The organism is Microbacterium sp. NPDC064584, assembly GCF_040687315.1.
Taxonomy (GTDB): domain Bacteria; phylum Actinomycetota; class Actinomycetes; order Actinomycetales; family Microbacteriaceae; genus Microbacterium; species Microbacterium lacus.
Window position 1 is genome coordinate 201,831 of record NZ_JBFBMZ010000005.1, and the last position, 21,715, is coordinate 223,545.

The 21,715-nt window shown below is 69.5% G+C and carries 22 protein-coding genes; 12 read left to right on the plus strand and 10 right to left on the minus strand.

Going from position 1 to position 21,715, the window contains the following annotated elements; all coding sequences use genetic code 11:
- Positions 1–6: 6 nt before the first annotated feature.
- Positions 7–501, minus strand: a complete 495-nt coding sequence (locus AB0P18_RS09820; protein ID WP_363359861.1) for a DUF4188 domain-containing protein — start codon at positions 499–501, stop codon at positions 7–9.
- A gap of 74 nt (positions 502–575) precedes the next feature.
- On the opposite strand from AB0P18_RS09820, the gene AB0P18_RS09825 reads away from it, so the two are divergent.
- The 3 genes from AB0P18_RS09825 (at position 576) to AB0P18_RS09835 (ending at position 3,624) form a co-directional block, all read left to right on the plus strand.
- Entirely contained in the window at positions 576–1,175 is a 600-nt protein-coding gene (locus AB0P18_RS09825; RefSeq protein WP_344053263.1) for a MerR family transcriptional regulator, read from the plus strand.
- A 96-nt stretch (positions 1,176–1,271) separates the two neighbouring features.
- Complete coding sequence (locus AB0P18_RS09830) at positions 1,272–1,877, plus strand: PadR family transcriptional regulator (protein ID WP_363359862.1); 606 nt, start codon at positions 1,272–1,274, stop codon at positions 1,875–1,877.
- Positions 1,878–1,929: 52 nt separating this feature from the next.
- On the plus strand, positions 1,930–3,624 hold the full coding sequence (locus tag AB0P18_RS09835; RefSeq protein WP_363359863.1) for an AarF/UbiB family protein: 1,695 nt from the start codon (positions 1,930–1,932) through the stop codon (positions 3,622–3,624).
- Between the two features lie 905 nt (positions 3,625–4,529).
- Here the strand turns inward: AB0P18_RS09835 and AB0P18_RS09840 are convergent.
- The 3 genes from AB0P18_RS09840 to AB0P18_RS09850 form a co-directional block, all read right to left on the minus strand.
- A complete protein-coding gene (locus AB0P18_RS09840) occupies positions 4,530–5,084 on the minus strand; it encodes a hypothetical protein (RefSeq protein WP_363359864.1) in 555 nt (184 codons plus the stop codon).
- A 65-nt stretch (positions 5,085–5,149) separates the two neighbouring features.
- A complete protein-coding gene (locus AB0P18_RS09845) occupies positions 5,150–6,136 on the minus strand; it encodes a lytic transglycosylase domain-containing protein (protein WP_363359865.1) in 987 nt (328 codons plus the stop codon).
- Between the two features lie 255 nt (positions 6,137–6,391).
- A complete protein-coding gene (locus AB0P18_RS09850; protein WP_179435946.1) occupies positions 6,392–6,595 on the minus strand; it encodes a cold-shock protein in 204 nt (67 codons plus the stop codon).
- Positions 6,596–7,235: 640 nt separating this feature from the next.
- Between AB0P18_RS09850 and AB0P18_RS09855 the strand changes: the two genes are divergently transcribed.
- On the plus strand, positions 7,236–7,799 hold the full coding sequence (locus AB0P18_RS09855; protein ID WP_344053274.1) for a dihydrofolate reductase family protein: 564 nt from the start codon (positions 7,236–7,238) through the stop codon (positions 7,797–7,799).
- A gap of 363 nt (positions 7,800–8,162) precedes the next feature.
- Here AB0P18_RS09855 and AB0P18_RS09860 read toward each other — a convergent pair whose 3' ends face one another.
- Positions 8,163–8,693, minus strand: a complete 531-nt coding sequence (locus AB0P18_RS09860) for a hypothetical protein (protein ID WP_363359866.1) — start codon at positions 8,691–8,693, stop codon at positions 8,163–8,165.
- A gap of 174 nt (positions 8,694–8,867) precedes the next feature.
- On the opposite strand from AB0P18_RS09860, the gene AB0P18_RS09865 reads away from it, so the two are divergent.
- Positions 8,868–10,124, plus strand: a complete 1,257-nt coding sequence (locus AB0P18_RS09865; protein WP_363359867.1) for a glycoside hydrolase family 3 N-terminal domain-containing protein — start codon at positions 8,868–8,870, stop codon at positions 10,122–10,124.
- Positions 10,125–10,232: 108 nt separating this feature from the next.
- Complete coding sequence (locus AB0P18_RS09870; RefSeq protein ID WP_363359868.1) at positions 10,233–12,185, plus strand: alkyl sulfatase dimerization domain-containing protein; 1,953 nt, start codon at positions 10,233–10,235, stop codon at positions 12,183–12,185.
- A 2-nt stretch (positions 12,186–12,187) separates the two neighbouring features.
- Here the strand turns inward: AB0P18_RS09870 and AB0P18_RS09875 are convergent, their stop codons facing one another.
- Positions 12,188–12,958: a methyltransferase domain-containing protein gene (locus AB0P18_RS09875; RefSeq protein ID WP_363359869.1), complete on the minus strand. Its 771-nt coding sequence runs from the start codon at positions 12,956–12,958 to the stop codon at positions 12,188–12,190.
- A gap of 224 nt (positions 12,959–13,182) precedes the next feature.
- The gene (locus AB0P18_RS09880) at positions 13,183–14,079 is read right to left on the minus strand and encodes an alpha/beta hydrolase fold domain-containing protein (RefSeq protein ID WP_363359870.1); all 897 of its coding nucleotides are present in this window, start codon (positions 14,077–14,079) and stop codon (positions 13,183–13,185) included.
- A gap of 43 nt (positions 14,080–14,122) precedes the next feature.
- Between AB0P18_RS09880 and AB0P18_RS09885 the strand changes: the two genes are divergently transcribed.
- Entirely contained in the window at positions 14,123–14,689 is a 567-nt protein-coding gene (locus tag AB0P18_RS09885) for an AAA family ATPase (protein WP_344053286.1), read from the plus strand.
- 179 nt (positions 14,690–14,868) lie between these two features.
- Here AB0P18_RS09885 and AB0P18_RS09890 read toward each other — a convergent pair whose 3' ends face one another.
- On the minus strand, positions 14,869–15,276 hold the full coding sequence (locus AB0P18_RS09890; RefSeq protein WP_363359871.1) for a hypothetical protein: 408 nt from the start codon (positions 15,274–15,276) through the stop codon (positions 14,869–14,871).
- A gap of 280 nt (positions 15,277–15,556) precedes the next feature.
- On the opposite strand from AB0P18_RS09890, the gene AB0P18_RS09895 reads away from it, so the two are divergent.
- Positions 15,557–15,910 (plus strand): DUF2200 domain-containing protein, encoded by a 354-nt coding sequence (locus AB0P18_RS09895; protein WP_344053287.1) that lies wholly within the window; start codon positions 15,557–15,559, stop codon positions 15,908–15,910.
- 2 nt (positions 15,911–15,912) lie between these two features.
- Here AB0P18_RS09895 and AB0P18_RS09900 read toward each other — a convergent pair whose 3' ends face one another.
- Entirely contained in the window at positions 15,913–16,533 is a 621-nt protein-coding gene (locus AB0P18_RS09900; RefSeq protein WP_363359873.1) for a DUF1697 domain-containing protein, read from the minus strand.
- On the opposite strand from AB0P18_RS09900, the gene AB0P18_RS09905 reads away from it, so the two are divergent.
- From AB0P18_RS09905 to AB0P18_RS09920, 4 genes are all read left to right on the plus strand, one after another.
- Complete coding sequence (locus tag AB0P18_RS09905) at positions 16,524–17,249, plus strand: CoA pyrophosphatase (RefSeq protein WP_363359874.1); 726 nt, start codon at positions 16,524–16,526, stop codon at positions 17,247–17,249. The two genes, AB0P18_RS09900 and AB0P18_RS09905, sit on opposite strands and share 10 nt — an antisense overlap.
- Positions 17,246–18,682 carry a cryptochrome/photolyase family protein gene (locus AB0P18_RS09910; protein ID WP_363359875.1) on the plus strand — a complete coding sequence of 479 codons (1,437 nt, stop codon included), beginning with the start codon at positions 17,246–17,248 and terminating at the stop codon, positions 18,680–18,682. The genes AB0P18_RS09905 and AB0P18_RS09910 overlap by 4 nt, the downstream gene beginning before the upstream one ends.
- Before the next feature lie 130 nt (positions 18,683–18,812).
- Positions 18,813–19,469, plus strand: coding sequence for a hypothetical protein (locus AB0P18_RS09915; RefSeq protein WP_344053293.1), 657 nt, complete (start codon positions 18,813–18,815; stop codon positions 19,467–19,469).
- Between the two features lie 69 nt (positions 19,470–19,538).
- Complete coding sequence (locus tag AB0P18_RS09920) at positions 19,539–20,036, plus strand: bifunctional nuclease family protein (protein WP_363359876.1); 498 nt, start codon at positions 19,539–19,541, stop codon at positions 20,034–20,036.
- Positions 20,037–20,045: 9 nt separating this feature from the next.
- Here AB0P18_RS09920 and AB0P18_RS09925 read toward each other — a convergent pair whose 3' ends face one another.
- A complete protein-coding gene (locus AB0P18_RS09925; protein ID WP_363359877.1) occupies positions 20,046–21,605 on the minus strand; it encodes a carboxylesterase/lipase family protein in 1,560 nt (519 codons plus the stop codon).
- Positions 21,606–21,715: the final 110 nt, after the last annotated feature.

Genomic DNA, 21,715 nt, shown 5'->3' on the forward strand with positions numbered 1-21,715 from the left:
CGCCGGTCAGGCGGCTGGCGCCGCCGTCCGGCCGTCGGCGAAGCGCGCCCGCGCGCGGTCGTAGTTGCGCTCGATCGGCACCGAGCGCGTCGCCTTGGGCAGACCCATCGGCTTCGTCGACACGTAGATGCTCTCGGCGCGATCGACCAGGAAAGTCTCGTGCCAGATGCCGACCGCCCCAGGCGCCTTGCGCACCGCTTTGTTGAATCGCGACCACGCGGGACGATGCTCCGCCGTCGGTGCGGACGCGTACGCGTAGAGCTTCTCGATCGAGGACCAGTACTGCACGACGTACGGTCCGCCGGCGCCCATCAGCAGCTCGTATCCCAGGAAACCGGAGTCCGGATCCATGCTCAGCTCGCGCAGCATGCGCGGCATCGCGGTGAACGCGGGCATCCACAGGTCGGGTCGCCACCAGCGGTTGATCTGCATTCCGATGTGGAAGACGACGAGTTCGCCGTCGTGCTGATGGGTATGACGACCGATCATGATCTTGCTCACGGGGGCTCCTCCTCCGATTGGATAGTTCTACTATCTATATTGGATAGCGCTACTATCGAAGTCAAGGGGGCTCGATGAGGATTTCAGAGCTGTCCGCCCGGAGCGGAGTGGCAGTGCCGACGATCAAGTACTACCTGCGCGAAGGGCTCGTTCCCGAGGGCGTGCGACTCTCGGCGACCCAGGCGGACTACGAGACCGCTCACCTCGAGCGCCTGCGCCTCGTCCGTGCGCTCGTCGACTCCGGGGTCAGTATCGCGACGACGCGCACCGTCCTCTCGGCTCTCGATGATCCCCCGGAGGCGCACCACCTCCTCGGAGTCGCGCACGCGGCGATCACCCCGGCGCTGGATCGCGAGATCGATCTGTCGGCCGCCGAGGCTCTGGCGGAAGGTCTCGGGTGGAGGCCGGGGATGTGCGATCAGCAGGTGCTCGGCGCAGTCGCGCGCGCGCTCGAGGGGATCGAGCAGGCCGGGTTCGAGGTGCCTGCCGACGTCATGCCGGTCTATCTCCGTTCGATCCGTGCGATCGCCGACGCCGAGATCGCCGGGGTTCCGACGGAGTCGCTGGAGGCGGCCGTCCGATACGTCGTCCTCGGATCGGTGATCGTCGAGCCGCTTCTGCTCGCCCTTCGCCGCGTCGCCCAGCAGGTGGCGTCCGCGGAGCGTTTCGGCTGACCTGGCAGATTGCCCCGAACCGCCCCTCGCCGATACTGAGCGATATATCGTTGAGTATCGCTGAGCTCAGCCGGAGCCAGCCTGAAGGAGGTCATCATGAGCGGTTCGAACATGGGCGATTGGTTCGGCGGCAGCGGCGCAGGCGCAGGATCGCGCGGCTCCGGACAGGGCTGGCCGATGGCGGGGCTCTGGGAGGCGATGGAGCAGCTCCGTGGCCAGTTCGAGCAGAAGGTCGGCGGCGGATCCACGCGGATGGGCCGCGGGGACGTGCGCAGCGCCGTCCTGGCGCTGCTCGCGGAGAAGCCGATGCATGGCTACCAGATCATCCAGCAGATCGAGGAGCGCAGCGGCGGCAGCTGGAAGCCGAGCCCGGGCTCGGTGTACCCGACGCTCCAGCTGCTCGCCGACGAGGGTCTCATCAAGGCCGAGGAATCCGGCGGTCGCAAGACCTACTCGCTCACCGAAGAGGGACGCGAAGTCGCGGATGCTGCAGCGGAGAAGTCGGCGCCGTGGGTGGGCTCGAGCTCCCGGATGGGCTTCAGCGACAGCGGCCGGACCACGGCGCTCCCGAAGGCAGGCATCGACCTGGCCCAGGCGGTCGCTCAGGTCGGGCGCTCCGGCAGCGCGGAGCAGGTGAAGGAAGCCGTCGCCGTCCTCGATGACGCGCGCCGTAAGCTTTTCTCCATCCTCGCCCAAGACTGAATCCGTGCCCGCCGCACGTCGGCCCTGAGCTTCGCGCACCCCTGGAGATCCGATGACCGACGCCGGTGAGATGCGCGCACGCTATCGCCGCATAACGCGGTTCGCCGCGCGCTATCTCGCCCAGGCGTGGTGGTACGAGCTGTTCCTGCCGCGCATCGGTCTCGGTTCCCTGTCCGCCCGCGGTCGCGCGGCGCGCCTCACCCGCATCGCCCGTCGGTTCCACGCTCTGGCCGTCGACCTCGGCGGGCTGATGATCAAGGTGGGCCAGTTCCTCTCCTCGCGCCTGGACGTCCTCCCGCCCGAGATCACGAAAGAGCTGGAGGGCCTCCAGGACGAGGTGCCCGCGGTGCCCTTCGACGCGATCCGGACGCTCGCCGAAGCCGAGCTCGGCGTGCCGCTCGAGCGCGCGTACGCCTGGATCGACCCGGCGCCGCTGGCGGCGGCATCCCTCGGACAAGCGCATCGGGCGGTGCTGTCGGATGCCGATGCCGAGCAGTCCGGGCTCCGCGAGGTCGTGGTCAAGATCCAGCGCCCCGGCATCGACCAGATCGTCGACGTCGACTTGCGCGCCCTGCGCAAGGTCGGCGGGTGGCTCAGTCGCATCCGTCTCGTGTCCGACCGGGTGGACGCACCGGCGCTCGTGGAGGAGTTCGCGGCCACGTCGCTCGAGGAGATCGACTATCTGAACGAGGCCGCGAACGCCGAGCACTTCGCCTCCGACTTCGCCGGTGACCGGCGGGTCGGCGTGCCCGACGTCGTGTGGGAGCGGACGACGCGTCGCGTGCTGACGCTGCAGGACGTCACCGCGATCAAGCTCAACGACGTCGACGGGCTGCGGGCGTCGGGGATCGACCCGTCCAATGTTGCGATCGCGTTCGCGTCGGTCATGTTCGACCAGCTTTTCCGTGACGGGTTCTTCCACGCCGATCCCCATCCGGGCAACATCTTCGTGACGCCGGACGCGTCCGCGGACGACGGCACCGGTCCGGGCTGGCATCTCACGTTCATCGACTTCGGGATGATGGGCGAAGTGCCTCCCGGGCTGCGCCGAGGGCTCCGGCGGGTGCTCATCGCCGCGGCATCCCGTGACGGCAAGGGGATGGTCGACGGCATCCGCGAAGTGGGCGTCCTGCTGCCGTCGGCCGACACGACCGAGCTCGAGCGGGCGATGACCACGCTCTTCGCGCGATTCGGCGGGATGGGCTTCGCGGAGCTGCAGGAGGTCGACCCGCGGGAGTTCCGGGCGTTCGCGATCGAGTTCGGCGACGTGGTCCGCTCGCTGCCGTTCCAGTTCCCCGAGAACTTCCTCCTGATCATCCGCGCGATGTCGCTCGTCTCCGGCAACTGCAGTTCGCTCAACCCCGCGTTCAACATCTGGGACGCGGTCGAGCCGTACGCGGGAGAGCTCATCCGTCAGGAGGGCGGCAACGTCGTCCAGGCGTTCGCCGGGCAGGCGGTGACGGCGGTGCGGACGGCGGCGCGCCTGCCGCAGCGCCTCGACGATCTCACGACCCGCATCGAGGACGGCCGGCTCTCTGTGCAGAACCCGCGGCTCGAGCGTCGCATCGGCAGCCTCGAGCGGACGATGCGGCGGGTGATCTCAGCGGTGCTGTTCGCCGCGCTGTTCGTCGGGGGCCTGACTGTGCGTGCCGACGATGCGGTGTTCGGCACCGTCCTGATCGTCGTGTCCGGCATCCCGCTGCTGCACGCCCTGCTCGCCGGGTGGATCGGCAGGCGCCTGCCCTGACGGCGGGTCGGCGAATGCCGCGCCGCGGCGCCGACGCCCCACGAGTGCACGCAGCCCGAGTCCGAGCGCGGCAACTCCGGCCGCGGCGAGGACGGGCCGCAGCGCCAGTTCGGGGGTGAGGAGCGCGGCCTGGAAGACGCCCACGCCGTAGTCGATCAGGTCCGAGGAGGACCGCAGGAGCACGCGACTGCCGAGGGCGTTGAACAACGCCGTCGTCACCGCCGGAGCCACCCAGACCATCACAAGGGCCGCGAGAGCGGCGATCACGCGCCCCGCCGTCCCGATGCCCGTCCACGCGATCGCGATTCCCGTGAGCACCGGGGCGATCCACGGCGTGAGAGGCAGCAGTGCGGAGAAGACGCCCTCCGCCGTTCGTCCCGGGTCCAGCAGCAGTGCCGTCCAGGAGCCCATGCCGATCGCGCCGATCGTGAGACCGATCAGGGCTCCGGCGCGCGGTGCGCCGGCGACCAGGATCGTCACGATCGCGCCGACAAGCATCGACAGCACCGTCCCGGCGACCAGGGCCGCGAGGTAGACCGTGGATTCGAGTCGTTCCTGCAAGCCGGCGCGGAGCACCGTAGCCGTCTGCGCGGTCGCAAGACCCTGCACGATCAGGACGCCGAGGACGAGAAGCAGCAGGCCCCAACCGCGCACGCGCAGCATCCGCCCGGCGATGCCCGCGACAGTCGCGCCGACGATGAGGAGCGAGAAGACGAGGACGACCGAGGTGAAGCTGAAGGGAAGCAGCACGAACGGCATGGCCGTCGTTGTCGCTGTCCACAGCTCCTGCTCGGGGAGGCGGCCTCCGGCGATGATCCAGGGGAGCAGACCGAGGACGGCGCCCGCCGCCCCGGCGGGGAGGGCGTAGGCCCACGACCAGCGCCGCGGCTGCGGGGATTCCGGCATCACCCGAGATCCCGAAGACCGACGCGGTCGGGGATCTCGAAGGGCAGGCGGGGGAGCCACGCGGCGGGCTCCGGCCACGGGCGGGAGGACGGAAGGTTTCCGAGCATGCGTCGCAGCGCCGCATCCCGTGGCGTCGTCGGGGCGGGCGCGGCGATCACGCGCTGCGGCGCGCGGTGGCCGAGTGCGCCGCACCACCAGTGCCGCCAGGTGTCCGGGGCGTCCTCCGGCTCGAGCACGATGTAGTAATCGGGCATGATCGCGGCGCCCTCTTCGAAGAGGGACAGCGCGGTCTCCACCTCGACCTCGAGCGTCTCCAGCGTCGCGCGCGCTTCGAACAGCTCCACCCACGCGGCGGCGACGTGCACGAGCGGGTCCGCGTCATGCACGACCCAGGGTGTTGCGGATGCCGCGATCCGCCGTGTGGCGAGGGCCGGTTCACTGCCCTGCAGCGACAGGACCTCGACTCCACGGATGCCGTCGAGCGTGGCCAGGGCTTCTTCGGACTGATCGCCGACGATTGCGACGATGGTTCCGGTGTTCATCGTGTGCGCCATGCCTGATCGTACGACCGAACGCCCCGGGATCGGCGGATCCCGGGGCGTTCGGTTGTGTCAGGAGGTCAGTACCAGCCGACGGATTCGGAGTGATCCCACGCACCGCACGGGTTGCCGTAGCGGCCGGCGATGTAGCCCAGACCCCAGGAGATCTGCGTGGCGGCGTTGGTCTGCCAGTCCGCGCCGGCACTGGCCATCTTGCTGCCGGGCAGAGCCTGCGGGATGCCGTAGGCGCCGCTGCCGGCGTTGTACGCCTGCGAGTTCCATCCGGACTCACGGTCCCAAAGCGCCACGAGGCAGCCGAACTGGTCGTCGCCCCAGCCGTAGCCGGCGAGCATGCCGCGGGCGATCGCCTGCGCCTCGCCGGCGCTCGTGCCGGGTCCGGCGAACACGGGCGAAGGAGTGCTCGATGCCTGCTCGGCCGCGGCGGCCTCGGCGGCGGCGGCGGCTTCGGCAGCCGCAGCGGCCTCTGCGGCGGCAGCGGCTTCGGCGGCGGCCTTTGCGGCGGCCTCCTGCTCCGCCTTCAGGGCGATCGCGGCGTCGAGCCGACCGCGCAGACCGTTGGTCCGGGCATCGACCGCCGCGACGGCATCCGTCACCTCGGTGCTGAACGCGGAGACCAGCATCGCGGGCAGCATGCTGGCGTCCTTGAGACGGTCGACGGCCTTCTCGAGGCGCGTGGTGTCGACGGTCGTGTTCGTGACGCCGACATCGAGGCCCGAGGCCTGGATATCGGTCGTGACCTGAGCGGCGTCGGCGATGGCCATCTTCGCCGCCACGAGAGCCGCGCGGGCTTCGATCGTGGTCTTGTCGCCGGCGGAGGCAGCCACCTGGGAGTCCAGGGGCACCGAGTACGACGCGAGCGCGAAGCTCGGCGACGTTCCCGCGGCCGAGGCCTGTGCGGACGTGACCGGGACGGCGACAGCCGCTCCGGTTGCGGCCACCACGGCGAAGGCGAGGCCCGCAGCGATGATCGCGGGGCGGCGGCGAGAGCGACGTTCGGCGATGCGGCGGGCGCGGCGGGCAGAGGACGTGGGGGTGCTGGAGCGCATGAAAACCGGTTCCGTATGAGAGATCCGCGCCCACGGGCGGGCGCCGTGCGTCCGCGAGGCGAACACAAGTCCCCGACTCTTCCTGGGTTTTCTGGACAGGTCCGGTGCGTTACCTGAACGTTACATGTGAGCGTCGCGCGGAAAAGTGCTGATCAGGGGCGTGGGGTATAGACGCGAATGCCGCCGATTCCGAAGAATCGACGGCATCCGGTGTCGTCTGTCACACGGGTTCACACCCGTGCGGATGACGCGAGATCAGAGCGGGCGGATGTTCGCTGCCTGCATGCCCTTGGGGCCACGCTCGGCGTCGAATTCGACCTTCTGGTTCTCGGTGAGCTCCTTGTAGCCGCTCGCGGCGATCGCGGTGTAGTGCGCGAACAGGTCGGCTCCACCGTCGTCGGGGGCGATGAATCCAAAGCCCTTTTCGGAGTTGAACCATTTCACGGTGCCAGTGGCCATCGTGTCATTCCTTTTACTTTTCGGGCCGCGAGAGCGACCAGGGGTGCCGCGCCGCAGTGTGCGGAGCGGACGTTTCAGACGCGGGGGACCCGCGGGGGTGGGAGCGAGGTGCGTGACGGATGCTGCGACAGCGGCTCGCGCCCGGTCGCGGGTCTCGTGCACACCGAGGTTCTCGCCGCGGGCGCCGTGGGCTTCGTGGCCCCGTGCCGTGGCCGCGACGAAACCCGCGTACTCGTCGGCGACGGTCGCGACGAAGACATCGGAGTCGGCCGGTCGCCAGACGGGCTGCGGTCGCGAGGCGGAGGGGGTGATGGTGACGGAGGTCAAAAGAACTTTCAGGAGCTGCGCGACGTCAGGGGACGCTCGTGCGCGAAATCGAAGGGGAGTGGCGGCGGACGTCAGGAGAACGATCCGGGCGTCGTGTTGTCTGGTCCAGGCTCTGCATCTATGCGGAGTGGGTGACGACGCAAGACCCGAGTGGGCTTCTCCACTGTAACAGGCCTTCCTGGGTGGTGGCCCGGCGGGCTGTTCTTGCGCCCGATGTGACGGCGAGGCGGCAGGTGCCGTCAACCTTCGCGACGACCAGGGTGGACAGCATCCGTTCGGCGGGTCAGGCTGGACTGTCGGAAGGAGCACACCGATGGGCGTGCTGAAGTACGTGACGAACATGTCGCTCGACGGGTTCATCGAAGACGACGAGGGCCGATTCGACTGGCTGCCGCTGGACGACGAGCTCTTCGACCACCAGACCGAGCTCGTTGCGTCCGCGGACACGCTCCTGTACGGCCGTCGCCTGTACGAGTCGATGGCGGTGTGGGAGACGGATGCCGCGCTCGGCGCCCAGAACGATCGTTTCGGCGCGTTCTCCGCCGCGTGGAAGGCCGCGCACAAAGTCGTCTATTCGACATCGCTCGCCGAGGTCGGCACCGCCGATACGCGCATCGAGCGCCGATTCGTCGATGACGAGGTCCGCCGAGTCACGCACGACGCCCCCGGCGACGTCCTGATCGGAGGGGCGGACCTCGCCGCCCGGGCGTTCGCCGGGGGGCTCATCGACGAATGCCTGCTCTTCGTGTTCCCCGTGAGCGTCGGCGGGGGCAAGCCCGCGCTCCCGCGTGGACAGCGCGTGGGTCTCGAACTCCTCGGGGAGCGTCGATTCTCGAACGGAGTCCTCCTTCTCCACCATCGCGTCCGCGCGCGCTGACTCTCCCGCCGGGTGGTGCCCGTTCCCGCGAGGAGGTGCCTGTTCCCGCGAGATGGTGCCTGTTCCGGCGAGGTGGTGCCTGTTCCCGCGAGGTGGTGCCTGTTCCCGCGGGGTGGTGCCTGTTCCCGCGAGATGGTGCCTGTTCCGGCGAGGTGGTGCCCACCATCTCGCGGGGAAACCCACCATCTCGGCGGGAAACCCACCATCTCGGCGGGGAACCCACCATCTCGCGGGGGAGCCCACCATCTCGCGGGGGAGCCCACCATCTCGGCGGGGAACCCACCATTTCGGCGGGGACGGGACGGGCGCGAGGACACACGCGATCGCGGATGCCGAGGGCGCGGTCAGCGGGCGCGGTGAGGATCAGTCGCTGAGAGTCCGCAGAACCTCGGGCAGGTGAGTGCGGATGCTGTCGGGCACCGGCCTCGGGCGCTCGGGGCGCCACGACGACGTCAGGTAGACGATCTTGCCCATCGGGTGGCCCATCCAGAGGTTGTCGAACCCGGCAGGAGTCGTGAAGTATCCGTGGAAGCTGCTCTGGCCCACGTACACCAGCACGAACACGGTCTTCAGGTTCCAGTTCGGATCCTCGCCGACCGGTTCGAAGCGCAGGTAGACCGGACTCTTGTCGAGGAACGCGGTGTCCAGCACGAAGCCGATGCGCGGATCGTTGAACCCCGGCCACTCGACACGTATCTGCGGACTGGGCAGGTCGGGCTCCTTCGGACCGCGCCCGAGGATGTACTCGCGCCACGATCCGCGTTCGAAGTCGTCCGCTCGGCTGTCGAGCCGGAACTCCCTGCCGCCGAGCCCGAGGTAGACCCGTCCGTCGGTGCCCGCGTTCTCCATATCCCCGGTGATGATCTGCACCAGGATTCCGGTGATGGCAGTCATGACCACTCCTCTCCATCCGGGCCGACGCCGAGGCCGGCTGATTGCAGAGAAGAAGAGGACCGCCGGACGGATGCTGATACACCTCGGCGTTCGCGCGCGCGGCGCTCGGCATCCGGTGCGAATCGCACCGGTCCTCTCAGCCGCTCGTCGGGATCGCGGGCTAGGCTCTCGCGAATGGGTGCGAAGCGGACGGCGATCTCGGTCGGTGCGCTCGTCGCCGCGCTGACGATCGCGGGCTGCGCCGCAGAGAGCACGCCCCCGGCGGCGCACACGACCCCGACAGCGGCACCGTCGCCTGTCCCCACCCTGTCCGCGCAGGAGCGCACGCACGCGTGGGTCGACCGACGGCTTGCGGGCATGACGCTCGAGCAGAAAGCCGCGTCGCTGCTCATGGTCCATGCACCCGGCACGGATCCCGCCCCGTTGCGCGCCCTGGTCGATCAGGGCGTCGGGGGAGTCATCCTGATGGGCGACAACATCCCCGGCGCGCCCGAGGAGCTCCGCGATCTGACGTCCGCCCTGCACGTCGAATCCGATGCGGCGACCCTGGTCGGCATCGACGAGGAGGGCGGCATCGTCCAGCGGCTGCCGTGGGATCCCGCAGCCGATCCGGCTCAGCTGCGCGCGGCGCCGGCAGCGGACGCGCAGACGGCCTTCTCCATGCGGGCGGACGTGCTGGCGGCATCCGGAATCAACGTCAACTTCGGGATCGTCGCGGACGTGACGGCCGATCCCGCGTCCTTCATCTGGGATCGCGTGCTCGGCACTGATCCACAGTCCGCCGGCGACCGGGTGGCCGCGGCGGTCACGGGGGAGCAGGCGCAGGGGTCCGTCGCCGGCACGGTCAAGCACTTTCCCGGCCACGGCGCCGCTCCGGGCGACTCGCACACGAGTGTGCCGGCCGCTCCACTCACGCTCGACGAGTGGCGGTCCGCCGCCGCGCCCCCGTTCCGCGCCGCTGTCGACGCGGACGTCGACCTCGTGATGACGGGTCACCTCGCCTACCCCGCCGTCGATCCCACGCCCGCTTCGCTGTCGCCGGTGTGGCATCGCATCCTCAGGGAGGAGCTGGGCTTCGACGGGGTCGTCGTGACCGACGACATGCTCATGCTGCAGCACAACGGACTCGCGGAGTACGCCGATGCCGGCGAGAACGCGATACGAGCGGTCGCGGCGGGGTCGGATCTGCTGCTGTACGTACTGCCGGCGGATCCGTCGACGTTCGGGATCAGCGTCCCCGGGCTCTCGGCCGCGCTGGCCGATGCCGTGCGCTCCGGGAGGATCCCGCAGGACAGGCTCGACGAGGCCGCCGCGCGGGTCATGACACTGCGCGCCGATCTCAGCCCGTTCCTGAGCAGGCAGATCGAGACCCGCGAGGGCAGCGACGCCTGCCTGGTCGACGGGATCCCGGTGTCGGTCTGCTCGGTCTGACCTCGGGCCGGCGGGGTCGTTTCCCCTGGGGGCGCGGGGATAATGCGGTCCACAGGCTTCGAGCGGTCAGGCGTCGAGGCAACCCTCGCAGAAACGTCGGCACCGCCCATGGCTCGCTCAGACCACTTCCACCCGCACGGGACGGCGCCCTCCGCCGCGACCACCGCCGCGCAGCAGCGTGCCCGCGAGTCCCTGCCGTTCACCGATCGCCGGGACTTCGACGAGGTCACCCGCGGCTTCATCGCCCGGCCGACGGTGACGCGCATCATGGCGGACGCCGGCAACGTCGCGTGGGACTTCGGCGCGTACTCCTTCCTCACTGAATCGGACGAGTTCGACAGCATCCACCCGTCGCTTCAGCGACAGGCGGTTCTGAATGCCCACTACGGCCTGTTCGAGGTCGTCCCCGACCGGGTGTGGCAGGTGCGCGGCTTCGATCTCGCGAACGTCAGCTTCATCAAGTCGGACACGGGTTGGATCGTGTTCGATCCGTTGACCACGCGGGAGACCGCCGCGGCCGCGCTCGCCCTCGTCACCGAGCACCTGGGCGAACGCCCCGTCGTCGCGGTGGTCTTCTCGCACTCGCACGGCGATCACTTCGGAGGTGTGCGCGGAGTGATCGACGAAGCGGACGTCGTGAGCGGTGCGGTGCAGGTGATCGCGCCGGCGGGATTCCTCGAGCACGCGGTCGCCGAGAACGTCTATGCCGGAAACGCGATGTCGCGTCGCCTGTTCTACCAGTACGGCGCTCTGCTCGAGCCGAGCCCGTTCGGACACGTCGACCAGGCGATCGGGAAGAAGGTCGCCGCGGGCTCGATCGGTCTCATCGCCCCGACGATGTCAATCGAGGACGACTTCGAGGAGCACGTGATCGACGGGGTCCGGATGGTGTTCCAGAACACCCCCGGCACCGAGGCGCCGGCGGAGATGAACACGTGGTTCCCCGACCTCAAGGCGTTCTGGGCCGCGGAGAACATCACGGCGACGATTCACAACATCTACACCCTGCGCGGCGCGCTCGTCCGCGACGCCCTCGAATGGTCGAGGCAGATCAACGCCGCGCTGTACCGCTTCGGCGGAGAGGCGGAGGTCATGTTCGCCTCGCACAGCTGGCCGCGCTGGGGCAACGAGCGCATCCAGGAGGTGATGCGCGCACAGCGCGACACGTACGCGCACCTGAACAACACCGTGCTGCACCTCGCGAACCAGGGTGTGACGATCAACGAGATCCACAACGTCTACCGGGTGCCGGAATCGTTGCAGCGGCAGTGGACGGCGCGCAGCTACCACGGGTCGGTCCCGCACAACGCTCGGGCCGTTGTGAACCGCTATCTCGGTTACTGGGATGCGAACCCGACGACGCTCATCCCGCTCTCCCCGAAGGATTCCGCCCCGCTCTACGTCGAGCTGATGGGAGGCGCCGGACCGATCCTCGCCAAGGCGCGGGAGCTGATCTCCGAGGGCGAGTACTTCCTGGCCACCGAGATCCTGAACAAGCTCCTCTACGCCGAGCCGGGCGAAGAGGACGCGCGGATGCTGCTGGCGCAGGCCTTCGAGCAGATCGGGTACCAGCAGGAGAGTCCGAGCCTACGCAACAGCTTTCTGGCCGGAGCGCTCGAACTGCGCTCCGGGCTTCCCTCGGGCGTCACTCCCACGGCGACCGGACCGGATCTGGTGCGGGCGCTCACCACCGTGCAGTTCTTCGACTTCCTCGCGATTCGCCTCGACCCCGCCAAGGCCGAGACCTTGTCGTTCGTCGCGAACCTGACCACACCCGACACCGGACAGCGGTTCGTGATCGAGCTCTCCAACGGCGCCCTGACCACGCTCGAAGGAGCGGCGGCGGCCGATCCGGACGTCTCGGTGACGATCGATCGTGCACATCTCGAACGCGCCATGACCGGCGAGGTCTCCCTTGCGGCGATGTTGACGGATGGGTCCGCGCACCTCGACGGCGACGGCAGCGTTCTCGCCCGACTGGGGGAGATGCTCGTCGACTTCCCGCTCGGCTTCGAGGTGCTTCCGGGAACGCCCGGCGCCGTCGCCGTGCCGGGGCGCTGACTTCAGTGTGAGGGGGCCACGGTTCCGCGGGCGGCCCACGCAGACCCGCTGATCTCGAAGGGAGCGGCGGGCATCTCGGCCCGCAGGGCGCGCTCCAGCGCCGAGCGGCCCGTCTCATCCAGCGACTCGATGTACGCCCCGATCGGGCCCGCGCCGCGCAGGTAGGGCGTCCACCAGTCTTCGAAAGTCGGGTGCAGCACGTGCACGGTCAACACCGTCTCCACGATGTCGTCGAGGCCGGCATCCCTGAGGTACTCGCTCAGCTGACCCGCGCGCGTCCCCGGGAGGTGCGCTTCGCGCGGAGCGTCGGGGTCGTGGGCGCTCAGCACATCCCAGAAGCGGCTCAACGGGCTCGTTCCCCCCGCGTGGTCCCACGTGCAGGCCGCGATGATCCCACCCGGCCGCGTGACCCGCGCCATCTCCCGCAGATCGTGGACCGGGCCGGCGAGGAAGTGCACGACGAGCTGGGCCAGGGCTGCGTCGAACTCGGCATCGTCGAACGGCAAGTCACCGGCGGATGCCGTCTCGACCCGTACGTCGGGAAAGCGTTCGCGCGCGGATGCGACATACGATGCCGACGGGTCGACGCCGGCGACGGAAGACGCCCCGACACGTGCCACGAGCTCACCGGTCAACGCACCGGGACCGCATCCCACATCGAGGACGCGCTGCCCGGCTCGCACGCCGGCGAAGTCGGCGAACGGAGCGCTGAGCAGAGTCGAATAGCGACCCATGAAGCGGTCGTAGTCGATCGCGGCACCATCGAACCCCATGCCCACACGGTAGAACTCGGTCGGCCGCGGCGGTAGGGCCGCGCGTGACGGCGATCGTGCGCGGCTCGGCTCTGGCGCTGTTGGTGTCTTGCCACGACGGCGATGGCTGACTAGTCTCAAGATCCCCGACGGAAGGATCTTGAATATGAGCGCCTACGATCGTTGAAATACCAAAGCGAACCCCCGCTCGACCAGGTCGAGCGGGGGTTTCGTCGTCCGGGCGGCTACGAGCCGATGGCTGATCCGAGCACGGAGACGAGATGTGACTGCGCCTCGCGTCCTGCGCGTGTCGGCACGAGCGGGTACACGTGCACCTGCCCGGCACCCTCGTACAGTTCGAAGGGCACGCCGGCGGCACGGGATTTCTGCGCGAGCACGTGCGCATCGGGATTGAGGACATCCCTCGTCCCGGTGAAGACCGTGAGGGGGCCGAGTCCGGCGACATCGCCGAACAGCGGACTCACCGCGGGGTCGAGCAGGTCGAGATCGCCGCGCCGCTGCTCGGCGAGGACCTGGCCGCCGGGAGTGGCCAGCCAAGGGTCCGACGGCTGCACGAGCGGAATGCGGGGGTTGCTCCACGAGAGATCCAGTGCGGGGGAGATGAGGACAGTCCGGGGGAGCACCACGCCGCCGTCACGGAGGGCGAGTGCCGTGGAGAGAGCGATCTGACCGCCTGCGGAATCGCCGGCGAGGCAGGTCGCTCCGTACGTGTCGATGCTCCGGCGGACCAGAGCAGCCGCCGTGTCGCGGGCCTCGCGGGCGGTTCCGAACGGAACCAGGGGGTAGATCGGCACGACGACCGCCGTCGACGTCTCCGCCGCGATCCGTGCGGCCAGGTGCCAGTGCTGGGGTGCGATCTCGTTCACCCAGCCGCCGCCGTGCACGTACACCACGGCGCCGCGGGTCTCGGGCGGCAGGATCGTGTACACGGGCCAGCCGTCGAACTGTTCCACGTCGACACGGATCCCGGGCCGCAGGCGCGACGGAGGGCCGTACGGCACCGGTCGCAGCCCGCGTTCCCGGATCCGCTTTCTCGCGCCGTCGGCGCTGACGAAGGTCCGGTTCGCGCGCATCATGCGCAGCGCGAGGGGAACGACGGCATCGGGGAGGACGGCTCGCATCATCTCAGCATCACACGACGCGTCGACCGTTAGCCTCCTTCGTGTGCTGCGCTTCGACGATCCGCTCCCGCTCCGACCGCGGCGTGTGCTCGTGGCCGGAGTGTCCGGCGCGGGCAAGAGCACGCTGGCCAGGCGGATCGCCCGCGTTCTCGACGCGCCCTACACCGAGCTCGACGCGCTTTACCACGGCCCGGAATGGACGCCCCGGGAGGGGTTCGTCGAGGACGTGCGGATGCTGGCGGATCAGCCGTCGTGGACGACCGAGTGGCAGTACTCCACCGCGCGGCCCCTGCTGGTCGAGCGTGCCGACCTCCTGGTGTGGCTGGATGTGCCGTTCGCGACGGTCACCCTGCCGCGAGTGGTGCGGCGCACGCTGCGACGCCGCCTCCACCGAGAGGTTCTGTGGAACGGAAACATCGAACCGCCTCTGCGGACGTTCTTCCATGACCGGGAGCACATCGTCCGCTGGTCGATCAGGACCAGACGCAAATACACGGGGCGGATCCCGCAACTCGACGCCGACATGCCGCATCTCGCGATCGTCCGGCTGCGCACTCAGCGGGAGCTCGAAGCGTGGATGGCAGGGCCCCTGGCCTCGGCGGCGGACTGAGCGTGTGCCCGGCTACCGCGCCCGACGGTCGTACGTGAGCACACGGACACCATGTCCAGCAGAACCTCATCCACGGACTGGAAACCCGTCGGGACGAACGGTCCGTCCACCAGAGGCACACCGGAGCCGATGATGAAGGGATTCTGCTTCCGGGCTGGTGGTCATCTTTCCGAGGCTGGTCAGCGCGATCCTTGAGGCCCGAGCAGTGCCTGCTCGAATTCGTCGACGGAGCCGCGCAGCTGACGCAGGTCGTCGGCATCCAGCGCGACGGACATCGAGCCGTCCTCATGGTGGGCCACGACCACAGGCAGCGCGATGCCGCGCACAGCCGCGTCGAGGGCGCCGTCGAGCTCGTTGCGGTGCAGCAGCACGATCGGAAGGCCCACCCTGGCGACCATCCGATCCCACTCCGGTTTCCTGCGGACAGGGGAGTGCGTGATGTCGCACAGCGAGCACTCCGCCGAGCCGAGGAGGTGCCCGAACAGGTAGCGGATCTCGCCTACGACGCCGCCGTCGGCGTTGTAGATGCCGGAATAGCGGACGATCGACGATCTTGCCGGTGGAGGGACGGCATCACTGTCTGGCACGTGACCAAGGATAAGAGCCGGAGCGACGGCATCGCTCGAACAGCGGCGGCCCTCCGGCGGTGGAGTTGGGGAACCCGAGCCGCCGGAGGGCCTGAACCCGCGGCGAAGCGTCAACGACGAGGGCTGGAACGCTAGGGGGCCTCACAGCGTCACCGTCACGGGTCTGTTCCCAACATAGGGAGCGCAGCGCACGGCGGTCATCAGTTCGGATCTCAACCGCCGCAGAATTCACATGACCGAAACGTGTCGGCGGTCAGCTGCCGGGCGTACGATCGCGGGCATGAGCCGGATCTTCACGATGTCGTTCGCGTCGGTGTATCCGCTGTACGTCGCGAAGGTCGAGCGCAAAGGGCGCACCCAGGCTGAGCTCGACGAGGTCATCGCGTGGCTCACCGGCTTCGACGCCGTCGCGCTGGCACGCCACATCGAGGCCGGCACCACGTTCGAGGAGTTCTTCGAGGACGCCCGCCTCAACCCGAGCGCGACGCTCATCACCGGCACCGTCTGCGGCGTTCGTGTGCAGGACGTGGACGATCCCCTCATGCAGAAGATCCGCTATCTCGACCTGCTCGTCGACGAGCTCGCGCGCGGCAAGGCGATGAGCAAGATCCTGCGCTCACCGCAGCCGGCCTGACCTCACTCCGCTCCGAATCGGTCGGCCAGGCGCACGAGCGTCGGCAGACCCCGTGAGGTCGCCGGACCGCCGGTGAGACGCTCCGCCACGGGTGTCGCGTTGCTCTCGGCGTCCCGCTCGTTGACGGTGACGATCCAGCCGGGTCCGGCATCCACGATCTCGCAGCGGCGATGCGCCGCCGTGCGGACGACCTCCGGATCGGTCGGGTCCACGACACCCCCGCCGTGGAGGGTCACCTCGCAGCGCCGGATGTCGAGCCGATCCGCATGAACGTCGACGATCGCGACGACGTCGGCGAGCGGCATCCAGAATCCCTCGCGTTCGATCCCGGAGCGTCGGGCCAGCGCCGACCCTGCGGCCTCGACCGTGGCCCCCGGGTCGGCCGAAGCGAACAGGATGGTCCCGTTGCTCTGGAACGCGCGCGGATCGGCGGCGCCGGCATCGGCGAAGGATCCGACGACGTCGGCCGTCGACGGGTGCCCGCGCTGTCCCTGATTCACGTTCCGGAGAAAGGCGACGCACTGCACAATCAGGAGCGTACGCCGTCCGGATGCGGCGCATCCGGATGCCGATGCATCGCCCCCCGCCCACGTGCCGGGCGTAGCCTGATCGAATGCCGTCACAGACCTCTCTGAGCGCGCGCGCCGCGCTCATCGCGTTGACGGAAGACGTGGCCGCCGGGCGCGGAGCCGGGTTCCCCGGCTTGAGCGCCCTGCCCGCTTCGGCGGATGCCCGGTCGTCGGCCGTGCTGATCCTGTTCGGCATCCTGGACGGACTGCCCAGCGACCATCGAGCCGCGAGCGACGCCGTCTCACGCGACCTCGACGTCCTGCTGCTCGAGCGCGCGGCGACGCTGCGGGCCCATCCCGGTCAAGTCGCCTTCCCCGGCGGTCGCCTGGACCCGCAGGATTCCGGACCGGTCGACGCAGCGCTGCGCGAGGCGCAGGAGGAGACCGGACTGGACCCCGACGGGGTGGAAGTGCTGGGCATGCTCGAACGCGTCCCGCTGGCCTTCTCGCAGAACCTGGTCACGCCCGTCGTCGCGTGGTGGCGGCATCCGTCAGAGGTCCGTGTCGTCGACGAGGCCGAGTCGGCCGCGGTCTTCCGCGCGCCGGTCGCCGATCTGCTCGACCCGGCGCATCGAGGAGTGACGGTGATCCGCCGCGACGGCCGGACGTGGAGCGGACCCGGCTTCACCGTCGAGCGCGATGGCCGCGAATTCCTCGTGTGGGGGTTCACGGCGATGCTGCTCGACGGCCTGTTCGAGCGGCTCGGCTGGACCGAGCCCTGGGACCGGGCCCGCGAGCTTCCGTTGGATCTGGACGGCCTGCCGCGGTGAAGGCGGCGCTCATCCTGGCGACCCAGCAGTTCGCCGATCACCCGGCGCTCGCCGATCCCGACATCGACCTGATCCTGTTCGTCGAAGCGGATGCCGCCTTCCGTCGGCGCCCGTATCACTCCCACAAGATCGTGCTGCTCCTGTCGGCCATGCGGCACACCGCAGCGCGGCTGTCGGCCGACGGCCGCCGGGTGGAGCGCGTGACGCTGGATGCCGACCTCGGGTTCCTGCACGCGCTTCGGCACCTCGTCCGCACGCACGACATCGAGGCGCTCGCATGGATGTCGGCGACCGATCGGGGTGTGGACCGTCGCCTCCTGCGCTTCTGCGAGCAGGAGTCGCTGCACACCCGCGTCTACTCCGACGCTCTGTTCCTGACTCCTGCCCGCGACCTCGACGAATGGTTCACGGGGCATGCCGCGGCGCGCATGGAGGACTTCTATCGGTGGCAGCGCCGGAGGACCGGCATCCTCATGGACGGCGCGCAGCCCGTCGGCAAGCGCTGGAATTTCGACGCCGACAACCGCGAGCCGCTGCCGAAAGGCGGCATCGACGTGCCCGCGCCCCTGCTGCCCGAGCACGACGACATCACCCGTGACGTGATAGCCGAGGTGGCGAGGCGCTTTCCGGATGCGCCGGGCGACGCTGCGGAATTCTGGCTGCCGGTGACGCCGGATGCCGCGCGTCGCTGGCTGGATGACTTCGTGTCGCGGCGCCTCAAGCTCTTCGGTCGCTACGAGGACGCGATGGCCGCGGAAGAGCCGTTCCTCTTCCACTCGCTGTTGAGCCCTCTGCTGAACATCGGACTGCTCACGGTGGACGAGGTCGTGGACGCGGTGCTCGCGCATCCGGACGCGCCGCTCGCGTCGCTGGAGGGCTTCATCCGGCAGGTGATCGGGTGGCGCGAGTACATGCGCGGTGCGTACCGGGCGATGCCGGAGCTGAAGCAGGCGAACCACTTCGCTCTGTCGAGGAGGCTCGAGCCGTGGTGGTACACCGGGGACGGCATCCCGGATGATCTTCCCGCGCCGGTGCGGACCGTGCTCGAGCGCGTCCAGCGCTGGGGATACGCCCATCACATCGAGCGGCTCATGGTGCTCGGCAACTGGTTCCTGCTGCAGGGCTACCACCCGCACGACGTGTACGACTGGTTCTCCGCTCTCTTCGTCGACGCGTACGAGTGGGTGATGGTTCCCAATGTGCAGGGCATGAGTCAGTACGCGGACGGCGGTCGGGTGGCGACCAAGCCCTACATCTCGGGCGGGGCGTACCTGCAGAAGATGGGGTCGTGGTGGGGGAGCGCCGCCGAGGCGCGGGACTCGGAGTTCACCGCCGCGTATTGGGCGTTCCTCGACGCGCACGAGGAGCAGCTGCGGGGCAACCCGCGTCTGTCCCTCCCGCTCGCGCAGATGCGCAAGCGCCGCGCTGGCTGACCTGCTCCTCGCGAGAGGGCACTTCTGACAGGCGACACGCCGGCGAAGCGGTCCGTTTCTGCCCTCTCGCGCGGTGCAGGTGGGTCTAGGGTTCAGCCATCGAGGCTCAGGAGGTGCGATGTCGCGTCGGATGGCTGATCCGGAGTACAAGCGGCTGCAGGAGTCCCGGCTGGACGAACTGCAGATCCTGCCGGTGAACGACCTCGCGACCCGCCTGCAGCGCGGGCGCCCCGCCGACGAGTGGCCGCCCTACGTCTCGGCCGAGCACGACCTCGAGAAGGCCCGGATCATCGTGCTCATCCCGCGCCCCGAACCGCGACCGCGCCTGAAGGTGGGATCGGGCATGTTCTCCCTCGAGGACGACCACCCTTCGGCCGAACGCCTGGCGCGCGTGCTCGAAGCCGTCGATCTCCAACCCCGACACGTGATGCCCTGGCACGCGTACCCGTGGCGCGACGCGGGTCGCCACACGCACGAGCAATTGGATGCCGGGGCGCGGCCCCTGCGTCAGCTCATCGATCTGCTGCCTCGCGTGAAGGCCATCGTCGCCCACGGCGAGGAGTCCGCCTACGTGGCGAACCGCCTGTCGTCTCCGGATATCGCCGGAACACTGCTGCGCGATCGCGGCATCCACGTCTTCGCCGCCCGCTCGACGAGTCCGTCGGCATGGTCGGGCGACGATGCCACGACCGAGAGCGCACTGCGCACGGTGCGCGAGGTGTACCGCCAGGCGATGGTCCACGCGCGTCTGCGACCGCTCGAGGAGAACGGCAAGCGCAGGCGCTGAGCTGACCCCTTGACCGTCCCGCAGGCGGGCGAGGAGCATGGGGTCCCGGATGCGCGAGAGGAGAACAGGATGATCCCGGTTCGCGTCGCGGGGATCGCGCTCGACCCTGCCGGTCAGCACGTCATCCTGCTCAAGCCGATCGATGAGGCACCCGGCGAGGGGCGCATCCTGCCGATCTGGATCGGCGCGCAGGAAGCGACCTCGATCCTGGCGGCGGTGGAGGGCGCGGACACGCCGCGGCCGCTCGCGCACGACCTGATGCGCACGCTTCTGGCTCAGCTGGACGCGTCCGTCGGCGGGGTCGCCGTGTCCCGGATCACGGACGGGACGTTCTACGCCGACATCACGCTCGACACGATCGCCGGCGAGCGCATCGTCGACGCCCGGCCCTCCGACGCGATCGCCCTCGCCTGCCGGGTCGGCGCTCCGATCCGCGTCGCGGAGGACGTCCTCGAGGAGGCCGGTGTGCTCGACACGGTGACGGCGTCCGATGACGACGAGGACGAGGCCCTCGACGAGTTCAAGCGCTTCCTCGAGGACGTCGACCCGGACGATTTCCGCGGCTAGCGAGCGCCCTCAGGGGAACGCGAGGACCTGGTCGCCCCACCCGGCCCGCAAGGCGGCGTCGAGGTCCTCCACGACGCGGTCCTGTGCGTCGATCACCAGCGTCTGTCGATCCTGCACGTCATAGGACGGCCAGGCGACGGCATCCGTCACCGCAGCAGCATCGGGTGCCTCGCCGCGCGCGAACGCGGTCCAGCGGGCGCGCAGGCGCTCCGAGATGCGCTCCGCCGTGCGCCTGCCGCCGAGCCAGAACGTCGGATCCTTCGGACCGGTGGCGAGGTTGCCCCACACGTAGGCGAGCTCGGCGCCGTGCGTCGCCCCGATGCCGATCGCATTCATCGCGCGCGTCGCGTGGTCGAACCGGTACAGCCAAACCGGCGCGACCGCGCTGTGCCCCTCCGCGATCCAGATCGTCGGCAGACGGAACGCGATGTCGCGCGCGATCCCGAGCCCCAGCACCTTCTGACGGACACCCTCGTATCCGGCGAGCACCGCTTCGCGTGACGGGAGTTCGACGTCGGGGTTCTCAGCCCGCATGTCGGCGAACATGCGCTCGATGTCGTCTTTCGTGACCGGCATGAGCGGGCTCTTCATGAAGCGGAAGAACGACGCCTCGTCGCGGTTCGTGCCGATCATGAGCGGCACGGCGAGCCCGCGCCCCTCTTTGAGGGCGGATGCGGGTGCCTCCGGCACCAGCTCGCCGTCCACGACCGGCGCGAAGGCGAGGGTGCCCGGGGCGGCGGTCGGGACTGCCGCGAAGACGGCCATCGTCGCCCGGACGATTTCGTCCGCGGGGAGTTCCCGCAGCCGTGGCAGGGCGGAGGCATCGAGGCCGGTTTCGGTCAGGAACCGCTGCGCCACCTCGCCGGCGCGCTTCGGTCCGTACATGCTCGTGGCGGGGGAGGACTCGGCGATCGCGCGGTGGAACAGGCCCTCGGCGCTCGGCGTCGCCAGCAGCGTGGTGACGAGCCCGCCGCCCGCCGACTCCCCGAACACGGTCACGCGCTCCGGGTCGCCGCCGAATCCCGCGATGTTGTGCTGCACCCAGCGCAGCGCCAGCAGGATGTCCTTCAGCGCCAGGTTGCCGTCGAAGACGTCCTCGGGCGTCGACAGCGACGACAGGTCGAGGAATCCGAGGGCTCCGATCCGGTAGTTGAGGGTGACCACGATCACGTCGCCCGTCTGCACGAGCGCGGCACCGTCGTACATGGGCTGGCTCGAAGAACCGAACGTGTACGCGCCTCCGTGCAGCCACACCATGACGGGCCGCCCGGCGTCCTCCGACGTCCCCTGGCGACGCCAGACGTTCAGGAACAGGCAGTCCTCGTCCTGCACCGCATCCGGTCCGAGGTTCAGCGCCGGGTTCGTCTGCTGCGGCGCGATCGCGCCGAACGTCGTCGCATCGACCTCACCTCTCGCGACGTGGGGCACGGGGTCGCGCCAGCGGCGCTCTCCGACCGGCGCCTCGGCGTAGCGGATTCCCTTGAACACCTCGGCTGCGCCCGATGCGGTACCTCGGAAGCTCGCGCGCGACGTCGTGGCGACGGGCGGGGCAGCAGGTGTCTGGCTCATCACCGCCAGGCTAGCTGTACCCGGCTGAGACGTTGGTGACGTTTCGGGGGTTGCGCTGAGGAGAACCTCCGGGGCTTAGTGGAAGTGCTTACGTTCCCTAATCTCCCCGG